This window comes from Stutzerimonas sp. CXK-1 (genome assembly GCF_057738225.1).
Genome location: NZ_CM173217.1, coordinates 2,116,427 through 2,135,810 on the forward strand (window position 1 = coordinate 2,116,427; position 19,384 = coordinate 2,135,810).

The window sequence follows — 19,384 nt, forward strand, 5'->3', positions numbered from 1 at the left end:
TGAACAACGATAAAGAGAACCATGCGATGAACGACCTCGAACTCACCGAAGACCAGCGCATGATCCGCGACATGGCCCGCGACTTCGCCCGTCGCGAGATCGCTCCCCACGCCCAGGCGTGGGAAAAGGCCGGCTGGATCGACGACGCACTGGTCGCCCAGATGGGCGAGCTCGGCCTGTTGGGCATGGTCGTCCCGGAACAATGGGGCGGCAGCTACGTCGACTACGTCGCCTATGCGCTGGCGGTGGAGGAAATCTCCGCCGGCGATGGTGCCGTGGGCGCGTTGATGAGCATCCACAATTCCGTGGGTTGCGGCCCGGTACTCAAGTACGGTTCCCAGGCGCAAAAGGACGAGTGGCTCGCCGAGCTGGCCAGCGGGCGCGCTATCGGCTGCTTTGCCCTGACCGAACCCCAGGCCGGCTCCGAAGCGCACAACCTGCGCACCCGCGCCGAACGGGTGGACAGCCACTGGGTGCTCAACGGCGCCAAGCAGTTCTGCAGCAACGCCAAGCGCGCGAAGCTGGCGATCGTGTTCGCGGTGACCGATCCGGACCTTGGCAAGAAGGGCCTTTCGGCCTTCCTGGTGCCGACCGACACGCCCGGCTTCGTGGTCGAACGCAGCGAGCACAAGATGGGTATTCGTGCCTCCGACACCTGTGCCCTGGCGCTGACCGACTGCCGGGTGCCCGAAGCGAACCTGCTGGGCGAGCGCGGCAAGGGCCTGGCCATCGCCCTGTCGAACCTCGAGGGCGGGCGTATCGGCATCGGCGCGCAGGCACTGGGTATCGCCCGCGCGGCGTTCGAAGCAGCCCTGCGCTATGCCCGTGACCGGGTACAGTTCGGCAAGCCGATCGCCGAGCACCAGAGCATCGCCAATCTGCTCGCCGACATGCAGACACAGCTCAACGCCGCGCGCCTGCTCATTCTGCATGCAGCGCGGCTCAAGTCGGCGGGGCTGCCCTGCCTCTCCGAAGCCTCACAGGCCAAGCTGTTTGCTTCGGAGATGGCCGAGAAGGTCTGCTCGCAGGCGATCCAGATCCATGGCGGCTACGGCTACCTGGAGGACTACCCGGTCGAGCGCTACTACCGCGACGCCCGCATCACGCAGATCTACGAGGGCTCCAGCGAGATCCAGCGCCTGCTGATCGCCCGCGAGCTGGCCAGCTATTCGCTGTAGTTACACCGCCGGGCCGCGGCGCGACTCGTGGCCCATCGGCGTAGCGTCGGGGATTTGCACGTCGGGGTCCTGGAAATCCGGGCTGTGCACTTCCGAATCCAGCGGCATGTGGGCGTAGCGCTCCGGCGGAAAATGGCCCTTGTGGTCATGCCGAGCGCCACAGGCCTCATGCTCGGTCAACATGCGCTTGGCCTCGCAACGCCCGGTTACGCCGCGAGCCAGCGCCATGCCACCCAGGGCCAGCTCCACCAGGCCGAACAGGCCGCCGCGGCGCAGGCCCTTGGCCAGCAGCATCACACCGCCGGCTACCGAAGCGGTACGCTCCCAGCCGTGGACGTTTTGCGGTGCGTTCTTGTCGTACAGGCGGTTCATGGTGGTCACCTCGTGTGTTTTCGGTCCTTATAGCTGACTGCGTGAACCCCAAGCCGTTCCGGTCCAGCCGACGACGCGACTTCTGCGCCCCAGGCTTTCGTCGGCGGGTAACGGCCCCTGCAAAAGCTGTATATCCATACATAAAAACATTGCCTGATCACGACGGGCCCGCCATGCTGTGCCAGTCATCCCTGCGGCCCGCCAAGCATGCGTCTGTTTCTCTGCGAAAAGCCCTCCCAGGCCAAGGACATCGCCCAGGTGCTCGGCGCGCGGCGCCGCGGTGAGGGCTGTTGGATCGGTAGTGACGTCACCGTGACCTGGTGCATCGGCCACTTGCTCGAAACGGCGCCGCCGGACGCCTATGACGGCCGCTACAAACGCTGGGCACTGGCCGACCTGCCAATCGTGCCGCAGCGCTGGAAGCTGCAGATCAAGGGCAAGACGGCAAGCCAGTACAAGGCGGTGAAGCGCCTGCTCGGCGAATGTGCCGAACTGGTGATCGCCACCGATGCCGACCGCGAAGGCGAAATGATTGCCCGTGAGCTGGTCGAGCACTGCCGCTACCGCGGGCCGATTCAGCGTCTGTGGCTGTCGGCGCTCGATGAAGCCTCGATCCGCAAGGCATTGGCCGCACTGAAGCCCGGCGCCGAAACCTTCAACCTGTATCAGGCCGCGTTGGGACGCTCGCGCGCCGACTGGCTGATCGGCATGAACATGAGCCGGCTGTTCACCCTGCTCGGCCGCCGCAGCGGCTACCAGGGCGTGCTCACGGTTGGCCGTGTGCAAACGCCCACGCTGCGCCTGGTGGTCGATCGTGACCGCGCCATCGCCGCGTTCGTGCCGATGCCGTTCTGGGGAATCGAGGCGACGCTGCAAGCCGACGGCGAAACCTTCAAGGCCGACTGGATCGCACCCGAAGCAGACTGCGACGATCAGGGCCGCTGTCTGAACCAGGCGCTCGCCGCAGAGGCTGCCGAAGCCATGCGCTTGGCGGCTCTGGCACAGGTCAGGGAGATCAAGACCGAACGCCAGCGCGAGGCCGCACCGCTGCCCTTCGACCTGGGCACGCTGCAATCGGTTTGTTCGAAGAAGCTCGGGCTGGGCGCGCAGGAAACCCTCGATATCGCCCAGGCGCTTTACGAAACGTACAAGCTCATTACCTATCCACGCAGCGACTGTGGCTATCTGCCACTCAGCCAGCATGGCGAAGCGCCCACCATCCTTGCCGCACTGGAACAGGCGGACCCGGTGCTCGCCGCCTTGCGCCCGCACCTGCTGCCCAGCCGCAAGTCGCGCGCCTGGAACGATACCAAGGTAGGCGCGCACCACGGCATCATTCCCACCGCAGCGGCCGGGGCCCTGGCCCGCCTGAGCGGCAAGCAGCGTGCCGTCTATACGTTGATCCGCGCACGCTACCTGGCGCAGTTCCTGCCGCCGCACGAGTACGACCGGACCCAGGCCGAGCTGGACTGCGCCGGCCACGCGCTGCGGGCGGTAGGCAAGCAGGTGATCGAGCCGGGCTGGAAACGCGCGCTGCCTGAGGCGTTGGCCGCGTCCGGCCCGCGCCCGGCGCCTACTGCCCAGGTGCTGCCGAGGCTCGTCCGCGGGCAGACCTGCAACGTGCCCGCGGTAGCCCTCAAGGATCAGTTCACCCAGCCGCCCAAGCCTTACACCGAGGGCGACCTGATCCAGGCGATGAAGAACGTCGCCCGCCTGGTCGAAGATCCGCGCCTCAAGCAGAAACTCAAGGACACGACCGGCATCGGCACCGAAGCGACGCGCGCCGGGATCATTCAGGGCCTGCTCGAGCGCGGCTATCTGACCCGCCAAGGCAAGGCTCTGGCGGCTACACCTGCCGCGTTCAGCCTGATCGACGCCGTGCCCCGGCCGATCGCCGATCCCGGCACCACAGCGATCTGGGAGCAGGCACTGGACATGGTCCAGGCCGGTGAAATGCCGCTGGACGAATTCGTTGCAAAGCAGTCCGCCTGGATGAGCAAGCTGGTGGAACGCTGCGCAGGGCTGCAGCTGAGCATCAGCGGCCCCGCCATCGGCACGCCCGCCAGGCGCAAGGGCGGCAAGCGCCCGCGCTACGGCAAGCCGGGTACCTCCACGAAGGCAACGGGTGCCAAGGGCAGGAAGCGCGCCGCACCGAAGTGAGGGGTGCGCATAACGCGCCTGCTACTCGAGCGCGTGGGCGGTAGGGGAACGGAACAATGGTTTGGCCGGCAGGGCCTGCGGTGGGCAAGGCTGCACCGCTGCCCACCCTACGGATCGGCGCCGGCTGGCGCTACGGGATCCTTTTCCACCATCGCCCCCTGTTGCACCCCGCGCTGAACTCGTGAGAGTGGCCATCCCTATCGCTGCCGGATCCCGCTCCGCGCCGTAGGGTGGAAAGCGACCACGGGGCTTTTTCCACGCGCGTACACGCGTGCGCGAGATGCGGCGCAACGCCACTGCTCCGCCAATCCCGAGCCAAGCGATGACGCCGACAAGACTGCTCCGTGCCCACGGGCCGCGCAGCCGGGAGCGTGGCCGGCCTTGTCGGCAACCCGGTGCGCGCACACCAAAATGGCAGACCGCAGAAAAGCAAAAGGGGAAGCCGTGAGGCTTCCCCTTGAAGGGATCGTGCTTTGTTCTTCTTCTGCTGACGGGCTTGTTGTTCTTGTTTGCAGCCCGGCCGGGCCTCAGGGCCCATGGTTCCAAATGGAACCGAGGAACAAACGGATTATTTTGGTCGCTGATGCTGCCTGCCCTCGCGGGCCAACCGGTTCTGGTGCTGCCTTGCATGGCAGTTTTGTTGTTCTCGCTCCGGTCGAGAGAAACCTCTGGGCAACTCCTCTCCAAAAGAATCAGTTTGCTACGTCCCCATCCTGTTGTTCTTGTTATTCAGGAGCCGCTTCGTTTTGTTCTTGTTATGGGTGCTTCTGGTTTTTTGTTTTTGTTGTGCCAGTAATAGAGCATCAGTCGTGCCAACTTTACGAAAGCCTTTTATATCAATGACTTATGAAACGGATGAAATTTTCAAAGGCCGCCGGAACGGGAATTTCGTTACCGCCCTGCCCAGCAGGCGTTACGCCCGGCCGGCCGCGGTAACACTCGGCAAGCCTACCGCGAGGTGGTTACCCGCGGGTGCCAGTCGATCTCGCTCGCCGACAGCTCGACCGAAACCCGGGCTTGACCAGGCGTGCGTGAGAAGCGTGGTGCCGGCGCCACCTGCAGGCCACCCTCCTGGTTGCGATAGACGCCGCGTGCCTTGAGGTGCGGGTGCTCCGGCGCCTCGTGCAATTCGAGCACCGGTGCAAAGCAGGCATCGGTCCCCTCCAGCAGCGCACACCACTGATCACGGCTGCGGCTGGCGAACAGCGCCTGAAGTTCGGCGCCCTGCTCGGCCCACGCGGCGGGATCGCGGCCGACACGGCGCAGCGATTCCGGCGCATCGATACGCTCGCACAATAGATCCCAGAATTTGGGCTCCAGCGCGCCGATGGCGATTTCGCGGCCGTCGGCGCAGCGATAGCAGCGGTAGTTGGGTGCCGCGCCGGCCAGCGGGTTGGCCGCACGCTCCATCGACAGCCGGCCAGTGGCCAGAAGGCCCGAGAAGAAACTCATCAACGACGAGACGCCATCGACGATGGCCGCATCGACGACCTGGCCCTTGCCTGATCGCTCACGCTCGAACAGCGCGGCGAGGATACCGACGGCCAGGAACATCGAGCCTCCGCCAAAATCACCGACCAGATTCAGCGGCGGGATCGCGGTTCCCTCGGCGCCGCGAATCGCCGCCAGCGCGCCGGTCAGCGCGATGTAATTGATGTCGTGGCCCGCCGCACCGGCCAGTGGCCCGCTTTGCCCCCAGCCGGTCATGCGTCCGTAGATCAGCCTGGCGTTACGCTGCAGGAGCGGTTCGGGCCCGAGCCCCAGGCGTTCCATCACCCCGGGACGAAAGCCCTCGATCAGTAAATCCGCCTGGTCAGCGAGGTTCAGGCAGCGCTCGCGCCCGGCTGCACTGCGGATATCGAGCGTTACGACGCGCCGGCCGCGGTCCACCACCGGGTTCGACCAGCCCGTTCCGCCCTCACGCTGAACGCGAATGACATCGGCCCCCAGATCGGCCAGCAGCATGGCGCAGTGCGGCCCCGGGCCGATGCCGGCGAACTCCAGCACGCGCAGCCCGGCAAGCGGGCCAGGGCCTGATTCCTGCGTGTCGCTCACACGACCTCCAGAGCTAGGCTCTTCATGGCGGAACGCCGCCGCCCGACCAGCAGCCAGGCGGCGGGCGGCTCAGAAGCTCGCCGCGTTGCGCTGATTCTCGACGAGGTGGTTGCGGTAGCGCTCGCGTAGCACCTTCTTGTCGATCTTGCCGGTGGCCGTGAGCGGCACCCGGTCGAACACCACCGCATCAGGTATCCACCACTTGACGAGGTTCGGCTCCAGATGGGCCAGCACCTGGTCGGCGCTGACCTCGGCGTCGGCGTGCGGCTCGATCACCAGCAGCGGGCGCTCCTCCCACTTGGGGTGGAACACGCCGACGACGGCGGCCACCTTTACACCGGGACAGGCGGCCGCGACGTTCTCGATGTCGATGGAGCTGACCCATTCCCCGCCGGACTTGATCACGTCCTTGCTGCGGTCGGTGATGCGCAGGAAACCATCGGCGTCGAGGGTGGCGATGTCGCCGGTGTCGAACCAGCCCTCGGCATCCAGTGCACTTCTATCGCTGCGGTAGTAGCGCTCGACCGTCCAGGGCCCGCGCACCAACAGCTTGCCCGAGCTCTGCCCGTCGCGTGGCAGCTCGCGGCCCTGGTCGTCGACGATTCTCAGCTCGATGCCGAACTGCAGCCGGCCCTGACGGCTCCAGATGGTGTCGTTGGTCGCCGCATGGCCACGCTCCATGAGCTTCGGCGTTGGCGTTGCCACCACGCCCAGCGGGCTGGTCTCGGTCATGCCCCAGAGTTGGCAGACGGCGACGCGGTACTTGCGCTGGAAGGTCTCGGCCATCATGCGCGGCACGGCCGAGCCGCCGATGACCAGGCGCGCCAGGCTGCCGGCATCCTCGCCGGTGCGTTCCAGGTGGTCGAGGTACATGGTCCAGATCGTCGGTACGCCGCCGGAAAGGGTTACCCCCTCGCCCTTGATCAACGCCTGCAGGCTCGCGCCGTCCATCTTGTCGCACGGCAGGACGAATTTGCAGCCGTTGATCGCCGCAGCAAACGGCAGCCCCCAGGCGGTGCCGTGGTAGAGCGAGGAACAGGGCATCACGCAATCGAAGGCGGAAAGCCCGAACGCGCCGGACAACCCCGCCGCCATCGCGTGCAAGACGACCGAGCGATGGCTGTAGAGCACGCCCTTGGGGTCGCCGGTAGTACCGGAGGTGTAACAGAGAATGGCGCCGGCATTCTCATCGAACTGCGGCCAGACGACCGGCGCCTCGTTGGCGATCAGCGCCTCGTAGGCCTGCACCCCGGCGCCGGCTTCGGCCAGGGCGGCCTCCTCGGCGAGCATGACGAAATGGCGAATGTTCGGCAGCCGATCGCGCAAACGTTCGACGCAGGGAATGAAGCTCTGGTCGAACAGCAACACCTGGCTGCCGGCATGGTTGATGGTGTAGACGATCTGGTCGTCGGACAGCCGCGGGTTGGCGGTATGCAGTACGGCGCCGATGCCCGGCACGGCGAAGAACAGTTCGTAATGGCGATGAGTGTTCCAGGCCAGCGACGAGACCGCGTCCCCCGGCGCGATGCCAAGGCTGCGCAGCATGCTGGCGGCTCGCGCGGCACGCTCGGCAAGGCCGGCATAGTCGTAGCGCCACAGTGGGCCGTCGAGCTGACGCGAGACGATCTCGCGGTCGCCGTGGGCGGCGGCGGCATGGGTGAGGATGGAGGTGATGGACAACGGGGCTTGCTGCATCAGTCCTGTTCGCATGTTTCCGACCTCATCTTGTTTTTGTTTTAGAGTGGCGACCGGAGCACTCCGGCCAACCAATTGGCACGGCAAAAAAGGCTTATCAATCAACGCGCTATGGCTTAAAGCTCAAGCCGCGTGAGGTTTTACTTCAACTCCTGCAGGTTGCGCGCGATCACCAGCCGCTGGATATCGCTGGTGCCCTCGTAGATCTGGCAGACCCGGACGTCGCGGTAGATGCGCTCGACCGGGAAGTCGCGCAGGTAACCATAGCCACCAAGGGTCTGGATCGCGGCCGAGCAGACCTTCTCGGCCATTTCCGAGGCGAACAGCTTGGCCATCGAGGCTTCCACCAGCGCCGGCTTGCCGGCTTCGCGCAGTGCCGCGGCGTGCCGCACCATCTGCCGCGCAACGGCGATCTGCGTGGCCATGTCGGCCAGGCGAAACGCCACCGCCTGGTGCTCGAGGATCGGCTTGCCGAATGCCTCGCGCTCACCGGCATAGTCGCGCGCCGCCTCGAACGCCGCCTGCGCCATGCCTACCGCCTGCGCGGCGATACCGATACGGCCGCCCTCGAGGTTGGCCAGCGCGATGCGGTACCCCTCGCCCTCCTCGCCGAGGCGGTTGGCGATCGGCACACGCAGGTCGTTGAAGGCCAGCTGGCAGGTGTCCGAGGCATGCTGGCCGAGCTTTTCCTCGACGCGCACCACCTCGTAGCCGGGCGTGTCGGTCGGCACGATGAAGGCACTGATACCCCGCTTGCCGGCCTGTGGATCGGTGACCGCAAATACGATCACCGTCCCGGCGTGGCGACCGGAGGTGATGAACTGCTTGGCACCATTGAGCACGTAGCTGTCGCCATCACGCACCGCTCGCGTGCGCAGGCTGCTGGCATCCGAACCGGCCTGCGGCTCGGTCAGGGCGAAGGCACCGATCTGCTCGCCGCGCGCCAGGGGCACGAGGAAGTCACGCTTCTGCTGCTCGTTGCCGAATGCCAGGATCGGCACGCAGCCGACCGAGTTGTGCACGCTCATGATGGTCGAGCAGGCGCCGTCGCCAGCGGCAATCTCCTCCAGGGCCATGGCATAGGCCACGTAGCCGGTATCGCTGCCGCCCCACTGTTCGGGTACCAGCATGCCGAAGAAGCCGAGCCCGGCCATCTCGGCGATCGCCTCGGCCGGGTAGCGGTGCTCGCGGTCCCAGGCCTCGGCGAAGGGCTTGAGCCGCTCGCGGGCGAACTGCCGCGCCATCGCGGCGATGGCTTGTTGATCCTCGTTCGGTAGCATCGGCCGCCTCCTCAGATCAGTTCGATGGCCATCGCCGTCGCTTCGCCGCCACCGATGCAGATGGCTGCCACGCCGCGGCGCAATTGACGTGCGCGTAGCGCATGGATGAGCGTCGCGAGAATGCGCGCGCCGGAAGCGCCAACCGGGTGACCCAGAGCACAGGCGCCGCCATTGACGTTGAGCCGCGCGTGATCGATGTCCAGCTCGCGCATCGCCGCCATCGGCACCACGGCAAAGGCTTCGTTGATCTCGATGAGGTCGACGTCGGCCAAGCGCCAGCCGGTGCGTTCCATGAGCTTGCCGATTGCCCCGATGGGCGCGGTGGTGAAGCGGCTGGGGGCATCGGCATAGGCCGCGTGGCCGTGGATAACCGCCTGCGCCTGCAGGCCCCAGCGTTCGGCTTCGGACCGGCGCATCATCACCAGCGCGGCGGCGCCGTCGGAAATCGAGCTGGAGTTGGCCGCGGTCACCGTGCCGCCTTCACGAAACGCCGGGCGCAGCTGCGGGATCTTGTCCAGCGACGCCTTGGGCGGCTGCTCGTCATCGCGCACCTGGCGCTGCTGTTTGCCATCGGTCACGTCCAGCGCGACGATTTCGTCGGCGAACGCGCCGCTGGCAATGGCGGCCTGCGCCCGGCGTAGCGATTCGATGGCGTAGGCGTCCTGCTGCTCACGGGTGAAGCCAAAGGCATCGGCGCACTCCTCGGCGAAGCTGCCCATCAGCCGGCCCTTGTCGAACGAGTCTTCCAGGCCGTCGAGGAACATGTGGTCGAGCACCCGGCCGTGCCCCATGCGGTAGCCGGCTCGGGCCTTCTCCAGCAGATAGGGGGCGTTGGTCATGCTCTCCATGCCGCCGGCGACAACGATGTCGCTGCTGCCGGCCAGCAGCTGGTCGTGGGCGAGGATGGCGGTCTGCATGCCCGAGCCGCACATCTTGTTGACCGTGGTACAGGTCGTGGCGCGGGTCAGGCCGGCGCCTAGAGCGGCCTGGCGTGCCGGTGCCTGGCCCTGCCCGGCCGGCAGTACGCAACCCATCAGCACGTCCTGGACGTTCTCCGGCGGCAGGCCGGCACGCTCGACGGCGGCGCGGATGGCAGCAGCGCCCAATTGTGGCGCCGTCAGGCTCTTGAGGTCGCCCTGGAAGCCGCCCATGGGCGTGCGGGCGCAACTGACGATGACGATCGGATCCTGTTTCATGCTTGCTTCCTTCACTTGGCGGCCATGCGCAACGCACCGTCGAGGCGGATCACCTCGCCGTTGAGCATGGGGTTCTCGAAGATATGCCGTACCAACGCGGCGTATTCGGCCGGGCGGCCCAGGCGCGGCGGGAACGGTACGCCGGCGGCCAGCGAATCACGGATTTCCTGGCTCATGCCGGCCATCATCGGCGTCTCGAACACGCCGGGCGCCACGGTCATCACGCGGATACCGAAGCGCGCCAGTTCACGCGCCGCCGGTAGCGTCATGCTGGCCACGCCACCCTTGGAGGCGGCATAGGCGGCCTGGCCGATCTGCCCGTCGAAGGCGGCAATGGACGCCGTGTTGACGATCACTCCGCGCTCGCCCTCGGCATTCGGCGGGTTGTCGGCCATCGCTTCGGCGGCCAGACGCAGCATGTTGAATGTACCGATCAGGTTGATGCCGACGATGCGGCCAAAGCTGTCCAGCCCATGCGGCCCCTGACGACCGAGGATTTTCTCGCCGCCGGCGACACCCGCACAGTTGACCAGCCCGTGTAGCGCACCGAAGCGCTCGCGGGCCTGGGCCACGGCGCGGCGGGCAGCCGCTTCGTCACGGATGTCGGCCTGGACGGCAATCGCACCGGCGCCGAGGGGCTCGACGCAGGCACTGCCGGCGGCCTCGTCGAGATCGACCACCACCACCTTCGCCCCGGCTTGTGCCAGCTCGCGTACGGCGGCGGCGCCCAGACCTGAACCACCGCCGGTGATCAGAAAGACGCTGTCTCGAATCTGCATGGCGTTCTCCCGCTGTTGTTGTTCTTCGGATCGAAGCCGGAGCCATGTTCGGTCGCCATGCGCGCCGCCAGCAATGGTCGATGCACTCAAGCGTACTGAGCGTTTTGGCCAATGGCCGCTGGCTATCAGCCGCTCACTCGTCGGCGGTGCCCAGGATCAACGTGCGGTAATGCCCGGGGTTGGTGCCCGACCACTTGCGAAAGGCCTTGTAGAACGAGCTGACGTCGGCGAAGCCGAGGCGCTCGGCGATTTCCGCGTAGCTCAGGGCCGCATCGGCCAGCCAGCGCGTCGCCAGCTCGCGGCGTACGGCATCCTTGATGCCCTGGTACGGCTGTCCGGCCTCGGCCAGCCGGCGACGCAGCGTGGCCGGGGACATGCACAGTTCACCGGCGAGCGTCTGGCTGTCCGGCCAGCGGTCGGCAGGCCGTTCACGCAGCAGTTGCTTGATGCGGCTGGCCAGGCTGCTGCTGTCACGATAGCGAACCAGGATATTGGCCGGTGCGTCCTGAAGAAATGCGCGCAGCTCCTCTTCGCTGCGCCGTATCGGCAGGTCGAGCACCTCGGCGGCGAAGATGATGCGGGTCGAGACCTGCGAGAAACGCAGGTTCTCGGAGAACATCACCCGATAGTCGTCGGTGTAGTCCGGCTCGGCGCAGCGCGACTCCACCGCCAGCAAGGGTATCCGCCGGCCGACGAGCCAGCAGGCCAACCCGTGCACGAGCATCCAGAAGGTGAAGTAGGCAAAGGCGCGACCGGGCGTGCAAGCGCCCTCTTCCAGCACGATTTCCGCCAGGCTGTGGCGGCGCACCAGGCGCCCGCGAAAGCGCTCGAGCGTGAGGCCATAGAAGCGCAGCATCTGGCGCAGCGCCGCTTCCAGCGTCGGCTGGGCGATGCAGCAGCGACTGATAAAGACGAAACTGCCCGAACGCAGGCGCCGTGCGTCCATGCCAAAGAACTCGTCGTCGAAGCGCTCGGCCAGGCCCAGCCACATGCGCCGGTAATAGTCCACGCTCACGCGTCCGTCCGGCTCGGCCAGACACGCCGACGACAGGCCAAGCGACTCGAGCAGTTGCGCAGGCGACCTGTCGACGTCGGTAAAGGCGAGCAGAGCCTGCTGGACCAGGCGCACGGAAATGCTGTCGCGCTCGGTGGTCGAGGCGCTGTCGTGAAGGGCGAGTGATTCAGGCAACGGGTTCATCCTGGGCTGAAGCGACCGTGACAGCGCACCATGATGGTCCACCGTGCCAGGCATCGCCAGTCATAGCCAGCCCAGCGTCAGGCCGGCAACGACCAGGTAACGCAGGGTCTTGGCCAGCCCGACGATCAGCAGAAAGCTCCACCAGGGTTCGCGCATCACCCCGGCCACCAGCGTCAGTGGATCGCCGATCAGCGGCGCCCAGCTGAGCAGCAGCGTCCAACGACCATAGCGATGGTAATGGCGCTGCGCCTGGTCCAGCTGTCGTTCGCTGAACGGAAACCAGCGGCGGTGGCGAAAATGCTCCAGATAGCGGCCCAGCAGCCAGTTCACCAGCGAACCCAGGACATTGCCGAGGCTGGCGAACGCGATCAGTGCCCAGGTCGAGTGGCCGCCCGCGGCGAGCAGCCCCGCAAGCAGCGCTTCCGAGCCCAGTGGCAGCAACGTGGCGGCGCCAAAGGCGGCCAGAAAAAGTCCTGCGTAGCCGGTGAGCTCCACTCGATTGCTTGCCTTCGCACTGTTGCACAGCCCGCCAGTATGCCTGCGCCAAGCGATACGAGACAGGCCGCCAATAGGCAGCCACCCGGGCCGCCGCTATAGTGGCACCTTGACTATCGGAGCTGAGAATTGAAGCGCGTCGTTCCGAGCTGGTGGTTGTGGCTCCTGTTGCTGGCGCATGGGCTGGCGCAGGCCAGCTGGCATGAAACGGGTACCGAGCCGGTTGCGCTGGGTGGCCGCTGGGCGCTGCTCGTCGACCCGGATGAGCGCCTGAGCGTGGAAGATCTGGAACGCCCCGGCATGGCGGCTCGCTTCATGACGCAGCAAGGCAACCCCGGGCTTGGCTATCGTAGCGGCGCCGTCTGGCTGCGCCTGCAGCTCGACAGGCCCGCCGCCGACATCCCGATCTGGTGGCTGGACCTGCAGTCCTCCACGCTGGACGAGGTGGTGCTGTATCAGCGCCGAGCGGATGGCAGCTTTCGCCAGGCCGTCGCCGGCGACCACCGCAACAGCGAGGCGCAGGACATCCACTTTCGCAATCCGCTGTTTCGTCTCGAGCTCCCGGCCGAAGGGAGCACCACCCTCTACCTGCGCATCAAGAGCCACAATCCGATCAGTTTCGCGATGGTGCTCTGGCCGCCCGAGCGCTTCATCAGCTCGATCATCCGCCTGCAACTGCTGCATGGGCTGATCTTCGCAACCTTCGTCCTGCTGATCGTCAGCAACCTCTGGCTGTATTTCGCCAGCCGAGACACGACCTTCGGGCTGTTCAGCCTGTTCACCCTGGCCAACCTGATCACCATGCTCGGGGCAGAAGGCTACCTGCCGTACTACCTGCTCGGTGCGCTGGCTGGGCCAAAGGATCTGCCGAGTACCCTCGCCTGGATCTGGGCGCCGGTGCTCGGTGCGATCTTCCAGGTCCAGTACCTGAGCCTGTTGCGGATGCGGCTGTTGGCCAGCCTGGCACGCTGGGGCCTGGTGGCGATGTTGCTGGCGGCGCTGCTCGCCTCGATGAACCTGCTGATTCCCTGGTCGTTATGGCGACTGATCTATCAGGGCTGGATATTTCTGTGCGCATTCGCGTTGTGCCAGATCGCCTTCTGGCTCGGGCTCAGCGGTCTCAAGCGAGCGCGGGTGTTGGCGGCGGTGCAGGCGCTGTTCCTGCTGACCCTGGCACTGCGGATCGGGCGCAACCTCGGCTGGTTCGAGCCCGGGCTGCTGATCGACAACGCCCTATATTTCGCCATGGCCGCCTACGCGCTGGTGATGAGCTCGGCGGTCAGTCGCAGCCACGAGAACCTGCGTCGGGAAAAGGAGGCCGCCCAGGCCGAGGCACTGGCGCTGGCACAGCGCAACGAGCAACACCTCGAAAGCCAGGTTGCCGAGCGTACCCGCGCGCTGGAAGCCACGGTTGCCCAGGTGCAGGCTGCGCTTTCGCTCGAGCGGCACGCCAAGGAGGAGCAACGGCACTTCCTCGCCACCGTGTCCCACGAACTGCGTACTCCGCTGGCCGTTATCGACGCCACCGCGCAGAACCTCGAGCTCGACCATGAAGGTGATCCCGCCACCCTCGAGCGATACCGCAAGATCCTGCGGGCAACCGAGCGTATGACCCGGCTGCTCAGCAGCTCGCTCGACGAGCGTCATTTCGGCTTTCTGCGCAACGTGGCGCACCTGCGCGAAACGGCTACCGCGCCGTTGCTGCATGATGCCGCCAGCTCCGCACGACTGCTCGGCGAGAAGCACATCATCCGTGTCGATGAATCCCACCTGCCGCCAAGCTTGCGCTGCGACAGCGAACTGATGCTGCTGATACTGCGGACGATCACCGACAATGCCGTCAAGTACACGCCGGCCGGGACCAGGATCACCCTCAGTGGCCGGGTCGGCGATGAGGGCGTCAGCCTGCAGGTCACCGACGACGGCCCGGGCATCGCCGCCGAAGACCTGCCGCATGTGTTCGAGCCCAACTACCGTGGCCGCTCCGCAGGCGACAAGAGCGGTACCGGGCTAGGCCTGTCGCTGGCCAGGCGGATGATGCAGATGCAGAGTGGCAGCGTTGCCATCGCCAGCGCACCGGGCGAAGGCTGCCAGGTCACGCTCACACTGCCGCATGCGCCCTACGCCACAACGATCGGCGCGGTGAAACTGTAGCCCTCGCCGTGTTCGGTCTTCAGCGGCAGGTCGTCATTCAGCGTATCGCGGCAGCGCTTGCGCAGGCGGCTGATCAGCGTATCCATGCGTCGCTGGTCGTAGCTCAGCCACTGCTCGCCATAGGCCTGGACGATGGCGCGGCGAGAAACCGGGACGCCCGGCCGCTCGGCGAGTAGCTGCACGAGGGTGAACTCGTTGCGGCTGAGCTGCAGTGCCAGGCCGCGCGGCGAAATCAGCTGGCGCGCACCGGATTGCAAGGTCCACGAGGTGGGCACCCGGCGGCTGAGCGAGACGATCACCGCTTCGAGTTCGATCAGTTTCACCGGCTTGACCAGATAGTGATCGGCGCCATCGTGCAATCCCTGCACCACGTAGTCAGAACTCCCGCGCGCCGACAACGCAATGATGCCGGCGCCGGGTGACGATTGCCGCAAGCGGGTGATGGCGTCGAAGCCACTGCCGTCGGGCAGCATGATGTCGATGATGGCCAGCCCGGCCTGATCCATGAGCGCCTCGAACTCCTGCAGCGAGCCGGCGCACAGCACCGACCAGCCGCGTCGGCTGAGAAACGCGGAGATTTCTTCGCGCAGTTCAGCGCTGTCTTCGACCAGCAGAATGTTCAAGCATGCCTCGCGGGATTGCCGTCAACGTTCCAGACCCACGCATTATGCCGTGACGACCGGCAGCCAGTCGGCCACCGCCGCGTCGCTTTGGTCGTATGGTTTTTCCAGGGTAGCGGCTTCGCTGTGGGCCGATCAGCCGGCCGCCTGGTACGCCTCGGTGCCTGATCCAGCCCAGTAGGCGCCCTGGCCCAAGGCAAAAGGCAAGCCGCTGACCACTCGTTGCTGCCAGGCGGTGGCGACATTCGAGGCCCAGAGCTCGGCCCGATGGCGCTCGACAATGGCGTACAACAAGGAACGCAAGGTCTCGTAGCGGCTCAGCAGAAATGCCGAGCGAAAGCCTGCCCCGACCTCCAGATGCGCCATGCTCAGCTTTACCGCGCGGCAGAGGCCGAGTTCGAGTTCGGGAGGCACACCGCTCAGATCAGGGTCGGCCAGGACGACGGCGATGTTCGCCTGTTGTAGGCGAATCAGCGCATCGATGTAGCGCTGCGCTCCGCCGTGCGCTGCGTAGGGCGCAGCGGTGGCCACCACGTTGAGTCGGTAACCGCACGCTCGGAGATCCAGGGCTGCCTCGAACAGCAGCCCTACCACTTCGGGTTCGCCAAGCACCGCCTTGCTCAGGTTGAGGTACAGCTGGGGTTGCGGCCCTCCGTCCGCATGAGGACGGGTCAAGGCATGCAGCCGCAGGCGAAATAGAAACTGCGCAGCCAACTCGGCCGGCCTGCCATGCTGGGCGGCGGCGCAAGTGGGGCCGGAATCGGCCTGCATTGATGTTTCGTAGCCTATCGGTCGCAGGCGCCGGTCGAAGACCGGCAGCCAGACCATGTCACGGATCGCACGTTCGTACTGCCTGCGGTTCATCGCCTCTCCTTACCGCCGGTGCGCTTCCGGCAACGCGGCTTGGCCTGACGCCCCGCACGCCAGATTCGTGTCGTGACGCCGGTCACGATATTAAGGCGGTGGCCGCGGCAATTGCTGACAGAACCTTACGGTTGCCCTCTGGGTACCAGACGATTCAGATGGGCTCAGGCGGCGAATAGTAGTCACCGCTGAGCAAGTGGAACGGTAGCCGCAGGGCCAGCTGGTGGTCGGCGTGGCACTCGATCCGGTCGGCCATGAAGCAGACGTCGTAGCGCTCGAGCAGTGCGGTCATGGCCTCGTGCGTCCTGTCCAGCACCTCGCCCTGCCCAGCCGCAGCCTCAACGCAGCATTGGCGCAGATCGACCTTTACATAGCGGCACAGCCCTAGCGCCAATACGTGTGCGCTCAAGCTGCCCTGCTGCGCAGCGAGCCGAGCCATCAGCTCGACGCCGTGATCGAGCAGGCCATACAGCTGCCCGAAGATCACCCGGCTGGCTCGCGGGGCAGCGGCCAATCCGCTTGCCTCGAGCCGTCCACTCAGTTCCAGCACCAGCTGCAGGCCGAATGGCTTGAGCTCGGCCGCAGTCCAGGCCATATCGTCCATCAGCGAATGCTCGAGCAGGAGCGACTCATCAATCGTGACAACGCAGCGCAGCGGCCAGGGTCGCCCGCCGCGCAATGCCAGGCGTCGGGCCGCCGCGGGAATCAGGCGAATGCGCTCGAGCAGTTCGGCGCAGAGAATCGCGCGGCGGTCGTCTGGCGCGAGCGCCTGATCCAACCTGCCGAAGCAACTGAAGTAATGGCTGCCGTGCAGTCGTAAATGCCGGTCGACGATCTGCTGGCGGAAAAACTCGGTTTCGCCGTGGCTCCGCAGCCTGCTGCGATGTAACGCGACGAGCCGATCAAGATTCTGGCTGATCCCCATGCGCCCTCCGAGCCGCCAGACATCGGCGGTGAGTCCGTTTCTTTCAGCAAAGCAGGACGTTCACGGGGCGCGTCGGAGGAACCCGTTGTTTTGACAACAAATGAGCTTGATGGGCGGGGCCGGCAGCCGTCGTTACATCTCGTGGATGCGATTGACCTGCTGCGCCAATCGCATCGTCTCATGCTGCTCCAGTTCGAGCAGCTCGCGGGCCAGCTCACGGGCCGTGTCGATCTCCGCGCGTCTAGCCAGCGAACGGTAGAGGTCGAGAATCCGGTTGTGCATTTCGAACACGTCGGCACAGATCTCTTCGACCGTCATCTGGTGATAGGCCTTGCACTTCTGGCCGAGGTGCATGGGTTCGCGCACGAGGTAGTCGTAAATCCAGGTGTGCAGCGCCTTGCCATCGGCGTGCGCTTCGATCTTGGAGATGGTTTCCGACAGGACCTTTTCGTGATCCGCCAGGTAGAGCAGCAGCCACTTCGCGCGCGTCTCCGCCTGCTTGCTGGCCCCGGCGCTCATGCAGCGGGCCAGTTGCGCATGGGCGTCGCGCGTCCAGTCGATGAGATCCTCGAAGCGTTCGATTTTCATGGCAGCGCTCCTCGCTCGGGCCAGGGGTCTTACTGGCAGGATAGCTGTGGGCCTGCCGCCGTGCCCAAGCCAGGGTGTGGCGTTCAGTCGCGAACGGGCGGAACGTGACCTGCAAGCCCGTCAGACTTCAGTCGATGTGTCTTCCACCAGTTCGGCACGTAGCACCTTGAGCTCTGCTGGCGCGTGAATGGCAAGACGGACCCGGCCACCGCTCACCTCGCCACACATGATAGTCACACCATCGGTGGTCAGATGCCTGACGAGGTCGTCGAGGTTGGCGCCGGGCGCAACCGTCAGGCGCAGTTTTTCGCCCGGACGGCGGGAAAGTGTCAGATAACCCATGTTGTCGCTTCCTTTGTATAGGGCGCTTGGCCCGTTATGGTTCGTATAGTCGGATCGTGGCGTCCGGCAGCCGGCGCTCTGGCTAGCGTCTGCTGTAGCAGCGCACCAGATCGCCCTCGTAGTGGTACAGGCAGAGATGGTTTTCCGGCGCCGCGAGCAGGCGTAGCTGCACGACCTCCCCTTCATACAGGCCGAAGCCCTCGGAGTAGCCGCTGGCCATGTAGGAGCACCGGTTCGCGGCCGCGGTGTGCGTGACCGCGACGACTTCGTAGCTGATGTAGCGCTCGGTGCGCACCTTCAAGGCACCGGAGACGGTATCGATCGGCTGGCCGCTTTCGTCCAGGCAGGCATCGAACAGGCGCGGGCCGGTCTTGCGCCACTCTCGGAACAGCCGTGCGCGCGGCTCGCCACTCTTGGAGAACGCCATGAGCTCGGACAGGTAGCGGCCACTCTCTCCGCCCGGTAGCCGCAACGACAGGGCGAGCGCGACGCTTACCAGCAGCAAAGCCAGCTGCAGCCCCAACAGGCCGACGGCTAGCCGCTTGCCGGCGTTCATGCCGAACACCGCCGGAGAAATGCCGACACGGCCGGAGCGAGGCCACGGCCCTTCGGAATGATCGCGTTGACCGCAGTGCCGCTGGCTGGCACGCAGGACAGGCTGAAGTCGTTGCTGCGCGGCACGACCCAGTAGTCGGCGCTCGCTTCGGCGAACGCCGGCGCCACGATAGCTTCCAGCAATTCATCGACCGGATTGCCGTTGCGCACGATGTTGAACCGATAACCGAGATGCTCCCGGGTATCCAGCGCCACCGGGCCGGCGAGCAGGCTGGGCGTGTAGTTGGCGTAGTCGTATTGCTGCCACAGCCAGAACATGAGCAGCACCAGGCCGAGCGAGGCATTCCAGACCCAGAGCAGCCCCGCCCCCTGTCCCGCGCTCACGGTTGGCCGGACAACGGCATCGGCATCCGCATCGGCTTCGCAGGTTGGCGTCGTGAGCAACGGTGGCTCAGCCGGCAGCGGCGTCGCTGGCGCGCTGGGCTCGGTGAGGGCGAAATCGGGGTTCCAGCGGTATCCGCGGCGGGGGACCGTCTGGATGATCTCGTGCAGCTTCTCGTCGCCAATCAGGTTGCGCAGGTTGAAGATGCACTGGTTCAGGCTGCCGGTACTGACGATCCGGTGTTCCCAGGCGTAGCGCAGTATTTCTTCTCGGCTGCGGATCTGCCCGGGAATCGACAGCAGCAGCTCCAGGGCGCGGCTATCGGTGTAACTGATCGTCAGGCTCTCTTCGTTCCCGCTGGCATCTTGAATGAGCAGCAGGTTCTGCTCCGGGCGGAACTCGGCACGCCCGGCGCCCTTGTGGACTCTCAGATGATGGCTCTTCATAGCGGCTTCCTGCAGACATCCGTGTCCCCTATGAGGAGGGCTGTGCCAGTCCCGTCCGTCCTTCTTGTTGTGATGTAGGCGTCATTCGCGACGCGTGGCC

18 protein-coding genes are annotated in these 19,384 nt (G+C 65.9%); 3 read left to right on the forward strand and 15 right to left on the reverse strand.

The window, feature by feature from the left end; translation table 11 throughout:
* Positions 1–26: 26 nt before the first annotated feature.
* Positions 27–1,178 carry an acyl-CoA dehydrogenase family protein gene (locus AC0KXH_RS09865; RefSeq protein WP_061339489.1) on the forward strand — a complete coding sequence of 384 codons (1,152 nt, stop codon included), beginning with the start codon at positions 27–29 and terminating at the stop codon, positions 1,176–1,178.
* Here AC0KXH_RS09865 and AC0KXH_RS09870 read toward each other — a convergent pair whose 3' ends face one another.
* Positions 1,179–1,550: a YgaP family membrane protein gene (locus AC0KXH_RS09870; RefSeq protein ID WP_488223325.1), complete on the reverse strand. Its 372-nt coding sequence runs from the start codon at positions 1,548–1,550 to the stop codon at positions 1,179–1,181.
* Between the two features lie 207 nt (positions 1,551–1,757).
* Between AC0KXH_RS09870 and AC0KXH_RS09875 the strand changes: the two genes are divergently transcribed.
* Entirely contained in the window at positions 1,758–3,710 is a 1,953-nt protein-coding gene (locus AC0KXH_RS09875) for a DNA topoisomerase III (RefSeq protein WP_488223326.1), read from the forward strand.
* Positions 3,711–4,658: 948 nt separating this feature from the next.
* Here the strand turns inward: AC0KXH_RS09875 and AC0KXH_RS09880 are convergent.
* The 7 genes from AC0KXH_RS09880 to AC0KXH_RS09910 all read right to left on the reverse strand — a co-directional run bounded on the left by AC0KXH_RS09880 (position 4,659) and on the right by AC0KXH_RS09910 (position 12,408).
* Positions 4,659–5,765, reverse strand: coding sequence for a CaiB/BaiF CoA transferase family protein (locus AC0KXH_RS09880; RefSeq protein WP_488223327.1), 1,107 nt, complete (start codon positions 5,763–5,765; stop codon positions 4,659–4,661).
* Positions 5,766–5,834: 69 nt separating this feature from the next.
* Complete coding sequence (locus AC0KXH_RS09885) at positions 5,835–7,460, reverse strand: long-chain fatty acid--CoA ligase (RefSeq protein ID WP_041105537.1); 1,626 nt, start codon at positions 7,458–7,460, stop codon at positions 5,835–5,837.
* A gap of 140 nt (positions 7,461–7,600) precedes the next feature.
* Positions 7,601–8,740: an acyl-CoA dehydrogenase gene (locus AC0KXH_RS09890; protein ID WP_061339485.1), complete on the reverse strand. Its 1,140-nt coding sequence runs from the start codon at positions 8,738–8,740 to the stop codon at positions 7,601–7,603.
* A gap of 11 nt (positions 8,741–8,751) precedes the next feature.
* Positions 8,752–9,936 (reverse strand): acetyl-CoA C-acyltransferase, encoded by a 1,185-nt coding sequence (locus AC0KXH_RS09895; RefSeq protein WP_041105539.1) that lies wholly within the window; start codon positions 9,934–9,936, stop codon positions 8,752–8,754.
* A gap of 11 nt (positions 9,937–9,947) precedes the next feature.
* Entirely contained in the window at positions 9,948–10,715 is a 768-nt protein-coding gene (locus tag AC0KXH_RS09900; protein WP_041105540.1) for an SDR family NAD(P)-dependent oxidoreductase, read from the reverse strand.
* 133 nt (positions 10,716–10,848) lie between these two features.
* Positions 10,849–11,913 carry an AraC family transcriptional regulator gene (locus tag AC0KXH_RS09905; protein ID WP_488223328.1) on the reverse strand — a complete coding sequence of 355 codons (1,065 nt, stop codon included), beginning with the start codon at positions 11,911–11,913 and terminating at the stop codon, positions 10,849–10,851.
* A 60-nt stretch (positions 11,914–11,973) separates the two neighbouring features.
* Positions 11,974–12,408: a YqaA family protein gene (locus AC0KXH_RS09910; RefSeq protein WP_041105542.1), complete on the reverse strand. Its 435-nt coding sequence runs from the start codon at positions 12,406–12,408 to the stop codon at positions 11,974–11,976.
* Positions 12,409–12,537: 129 nt separating this feature from the next.
* On the opposite strand from AC0KXH_RS09910, the gene AC0KXH_RS09915 reads away from it, so the two are divergent.
* Complete coding sequence (locus tag AC0KXH_RS09915) at positions 12,538–14,562, forward strand: sensor histidine kinase (protein WP_488223329.1); 2,025 nt, start codon at positions 12,538–12,540, stop codon at positions 14,560–14,562.
* Here the strand turns inward: AC0KXH_RS09915 and AC0KXH_RS09920 are convergent.
* The 7 genes from AC0KXH_RS09920 to AC0KXH_RS09950 all read right to left on the reverse strand — a co-directional run bounded on the left by AC0KXH_RS09920 (position 14,529) and on the right by AC0KXH_RS09950 (position 19,284).
* A complete protein-coding gene (locus AC0KXH_RS09920) occupies positions 14,529–15,185 on the reverse strand; it encodes a response regulator transcription factor (protein WP_052813418.1) in 657 nt (218 codons plus the stop codon). The genes AC0KXH_RS09915 and AC0KXH_RS09920 overlap by 34 nt on opposite strands.
* Before the next feature lie 132 nt (positions 15,186–15,317).
* On the reverse strand, positions 15,318–16,046 hold the full coding sequence (locus AC0KXH_RS09925; RefSeq protein WP_488223330.1) for a hypothetical protein: 729 nt from the start codon (positions 16,044–16,046) through the stop codon (positions 15,318–15,320).
* 154 nt (positions 16,047–16,200) lie between these two features.
* Entirely contained in the window at positions 16,201–16,971 is a 771-nt protein-coding gene (locus AC0KXH_RS09930) for an EAL domain-containing protein (protein WP_488223331.1), read from the reverse strand.
* 132 nt (positions 16,972–17,103) lie between these two features.
* Complete coding sequence (locus AC0KXH_RS09935; RefSeq protein WP_043220284.1) at positions 17,104–17,559, reverse strand: hypothetical protein; 456 nt, start codon at positions 17,557–17,559, stop codon at positions 17,104–17,106.
* Between the two features lie 120 nt (positions 17,560–17,679).
* Positions 17,680–17,901, reverse strand: coding sequence for a carbon storage regulator (locus AC0KXH_RS09940; protein WP_041105546.1), 222 nt, complete (start codon positions 17,899–17,901; stop codon positions 17,680–17,682).
* Positions 17,902–17,983: 82 nt separating this feature from the next.
* Positions 17,984–18,457, reverse strand: a complete 474-nt coding sequence (locus tag AC0KXH_RS09945) for a hypothetical protein (RefSeq protein WP_488223332.1) — start codon at positions 18,455–18,457, stop codon at positions 17,984–17,986.
* Entirely contained in the window at positions 18,454–19,284 is an 831-nt protein-coding gene (locus tag AC0KXH_RS09950; RefSeq protein WP_488223333.1) for a winged helix-turn-helix domain-containing protein, read from the reverse strand. Before AC0KXH_RS09950 ends, AC0KXH_RS09945 begins: the two co-directional genes overlap by 4 nt.
* Between the last annotated feature and the right edge of the window lie 100 nt (positions 19,285–19,384).

What these genes read in the sequence shown, in the direction of transcription:
- AC0KXH_RS09870 (WP_488223325.1), bottom strand. Translation starts at nt 1,550, where the DNA reads ATGAACCGCCTGTACGACAAGAACGCACCGCAAAACGTCCACGGCTGG.
- AC0KXH_RS09935 (WP_043220284.1), bottom strand. Translation starts at nt 17,559, where the DNA reads ATGAAAATCGAACGCTTCGAGGATCTCATCGACTGGACGCGCGACGCC.
- AC0KXH_RS09950 (WP_488223333.1), bottom strand. Translation starts at nt 19,284, where the DNA reads ATGAAGAGCCATCATCTGAGAGTCCACAAGGGCGCCGGGCGTGCCGAG.
- AC0KXH_RS09905 (WP_488223328.1), bottom strand. Translation starts at nt 11,913, where the DNA reads ATGAACCCGTTGCCTGAATCACTCGCCCTTCACGACAGCGCCTCGACC.
- AC0KXH_RS09940 (WP_041105546.1), bottom strand. Translation starts at nt 17,901, where the DNA reads ATGGGTTATCTGACACTTTCCCGCCGTCCGGGCGAAAAACTGCGCCTG.
- AC0KXH_RS09945 (WP_488223332.1), bottom strand. Translation starts at nt 18,457, where the DNA reads ATGAACGCCGGCAAGCGGCTAGCCGTCGGCCTGTTGGGGCTGCAGCTG.
- AC0KXH_RS09875 (WP_488223326.1), top strand. Translation starts at nt 1,758, where the DNA reads ATGCGTCTGTTTCTCTGCGAAAAGCCCTCCCAGGCCAAGGACATCGCC.
- AC0KXH_RS09890 (WP_061339485.1), bottom strand. Translation starts at nt 8,740, where the DNA reads ATGCTACCGAACGAGGATCAACAAGCCATCGCCGCGATGGCGCGGCAG.
- AC0KXH_RS09900 (WP_041105540.1), bottom strand. Translation starts at nt 10,715, where the DNA reads ATGCAGATTCGAGACAGCGTCTTTCTGATCACCGGCGGTGGTTCAGGT.
- AC0KXH_RS09930 (WP_488223331.1), bottom strand. Translation starts at nt 16,971, where the DNA reads ATGGGGATCAGCCAGAATCTTGATCGGCTCGTCGCGTTACATCGCAGC.
- AC0KXH_RS09925 (WP_488223330.1), bottom strand. Translation starts at nt 16,046, where the DNA reads ATGAACCGCAGGCAGTACGAACGTGCGATCCGTGACATGGTCTGGCTG.
- AC0KXH_RS09865 (WP_061339489.1), top strand. Translation starts at nt 27, where the DNA reads ATGAACGACCTCGAACTCACCGAAGACCAGCGCATGATCCGCGACATG.
- AC0KXH_RS09885 (WP_041105537.1), bottom strand. Translation starts at nt 7,460, where the DNA reads ATGCAGCAAGCCCCGTTGTCCATCACCTCCATCCTCACCCATGCCGCC.
- AC0KXH_RS09895 (WP_041105539.1), bottom strand. Translation starts at nt 9,936, where the DNA reads ATGAAACAGGATCCGATCGTCATCGTCAGTTGCGCCCGCACGCCCATG.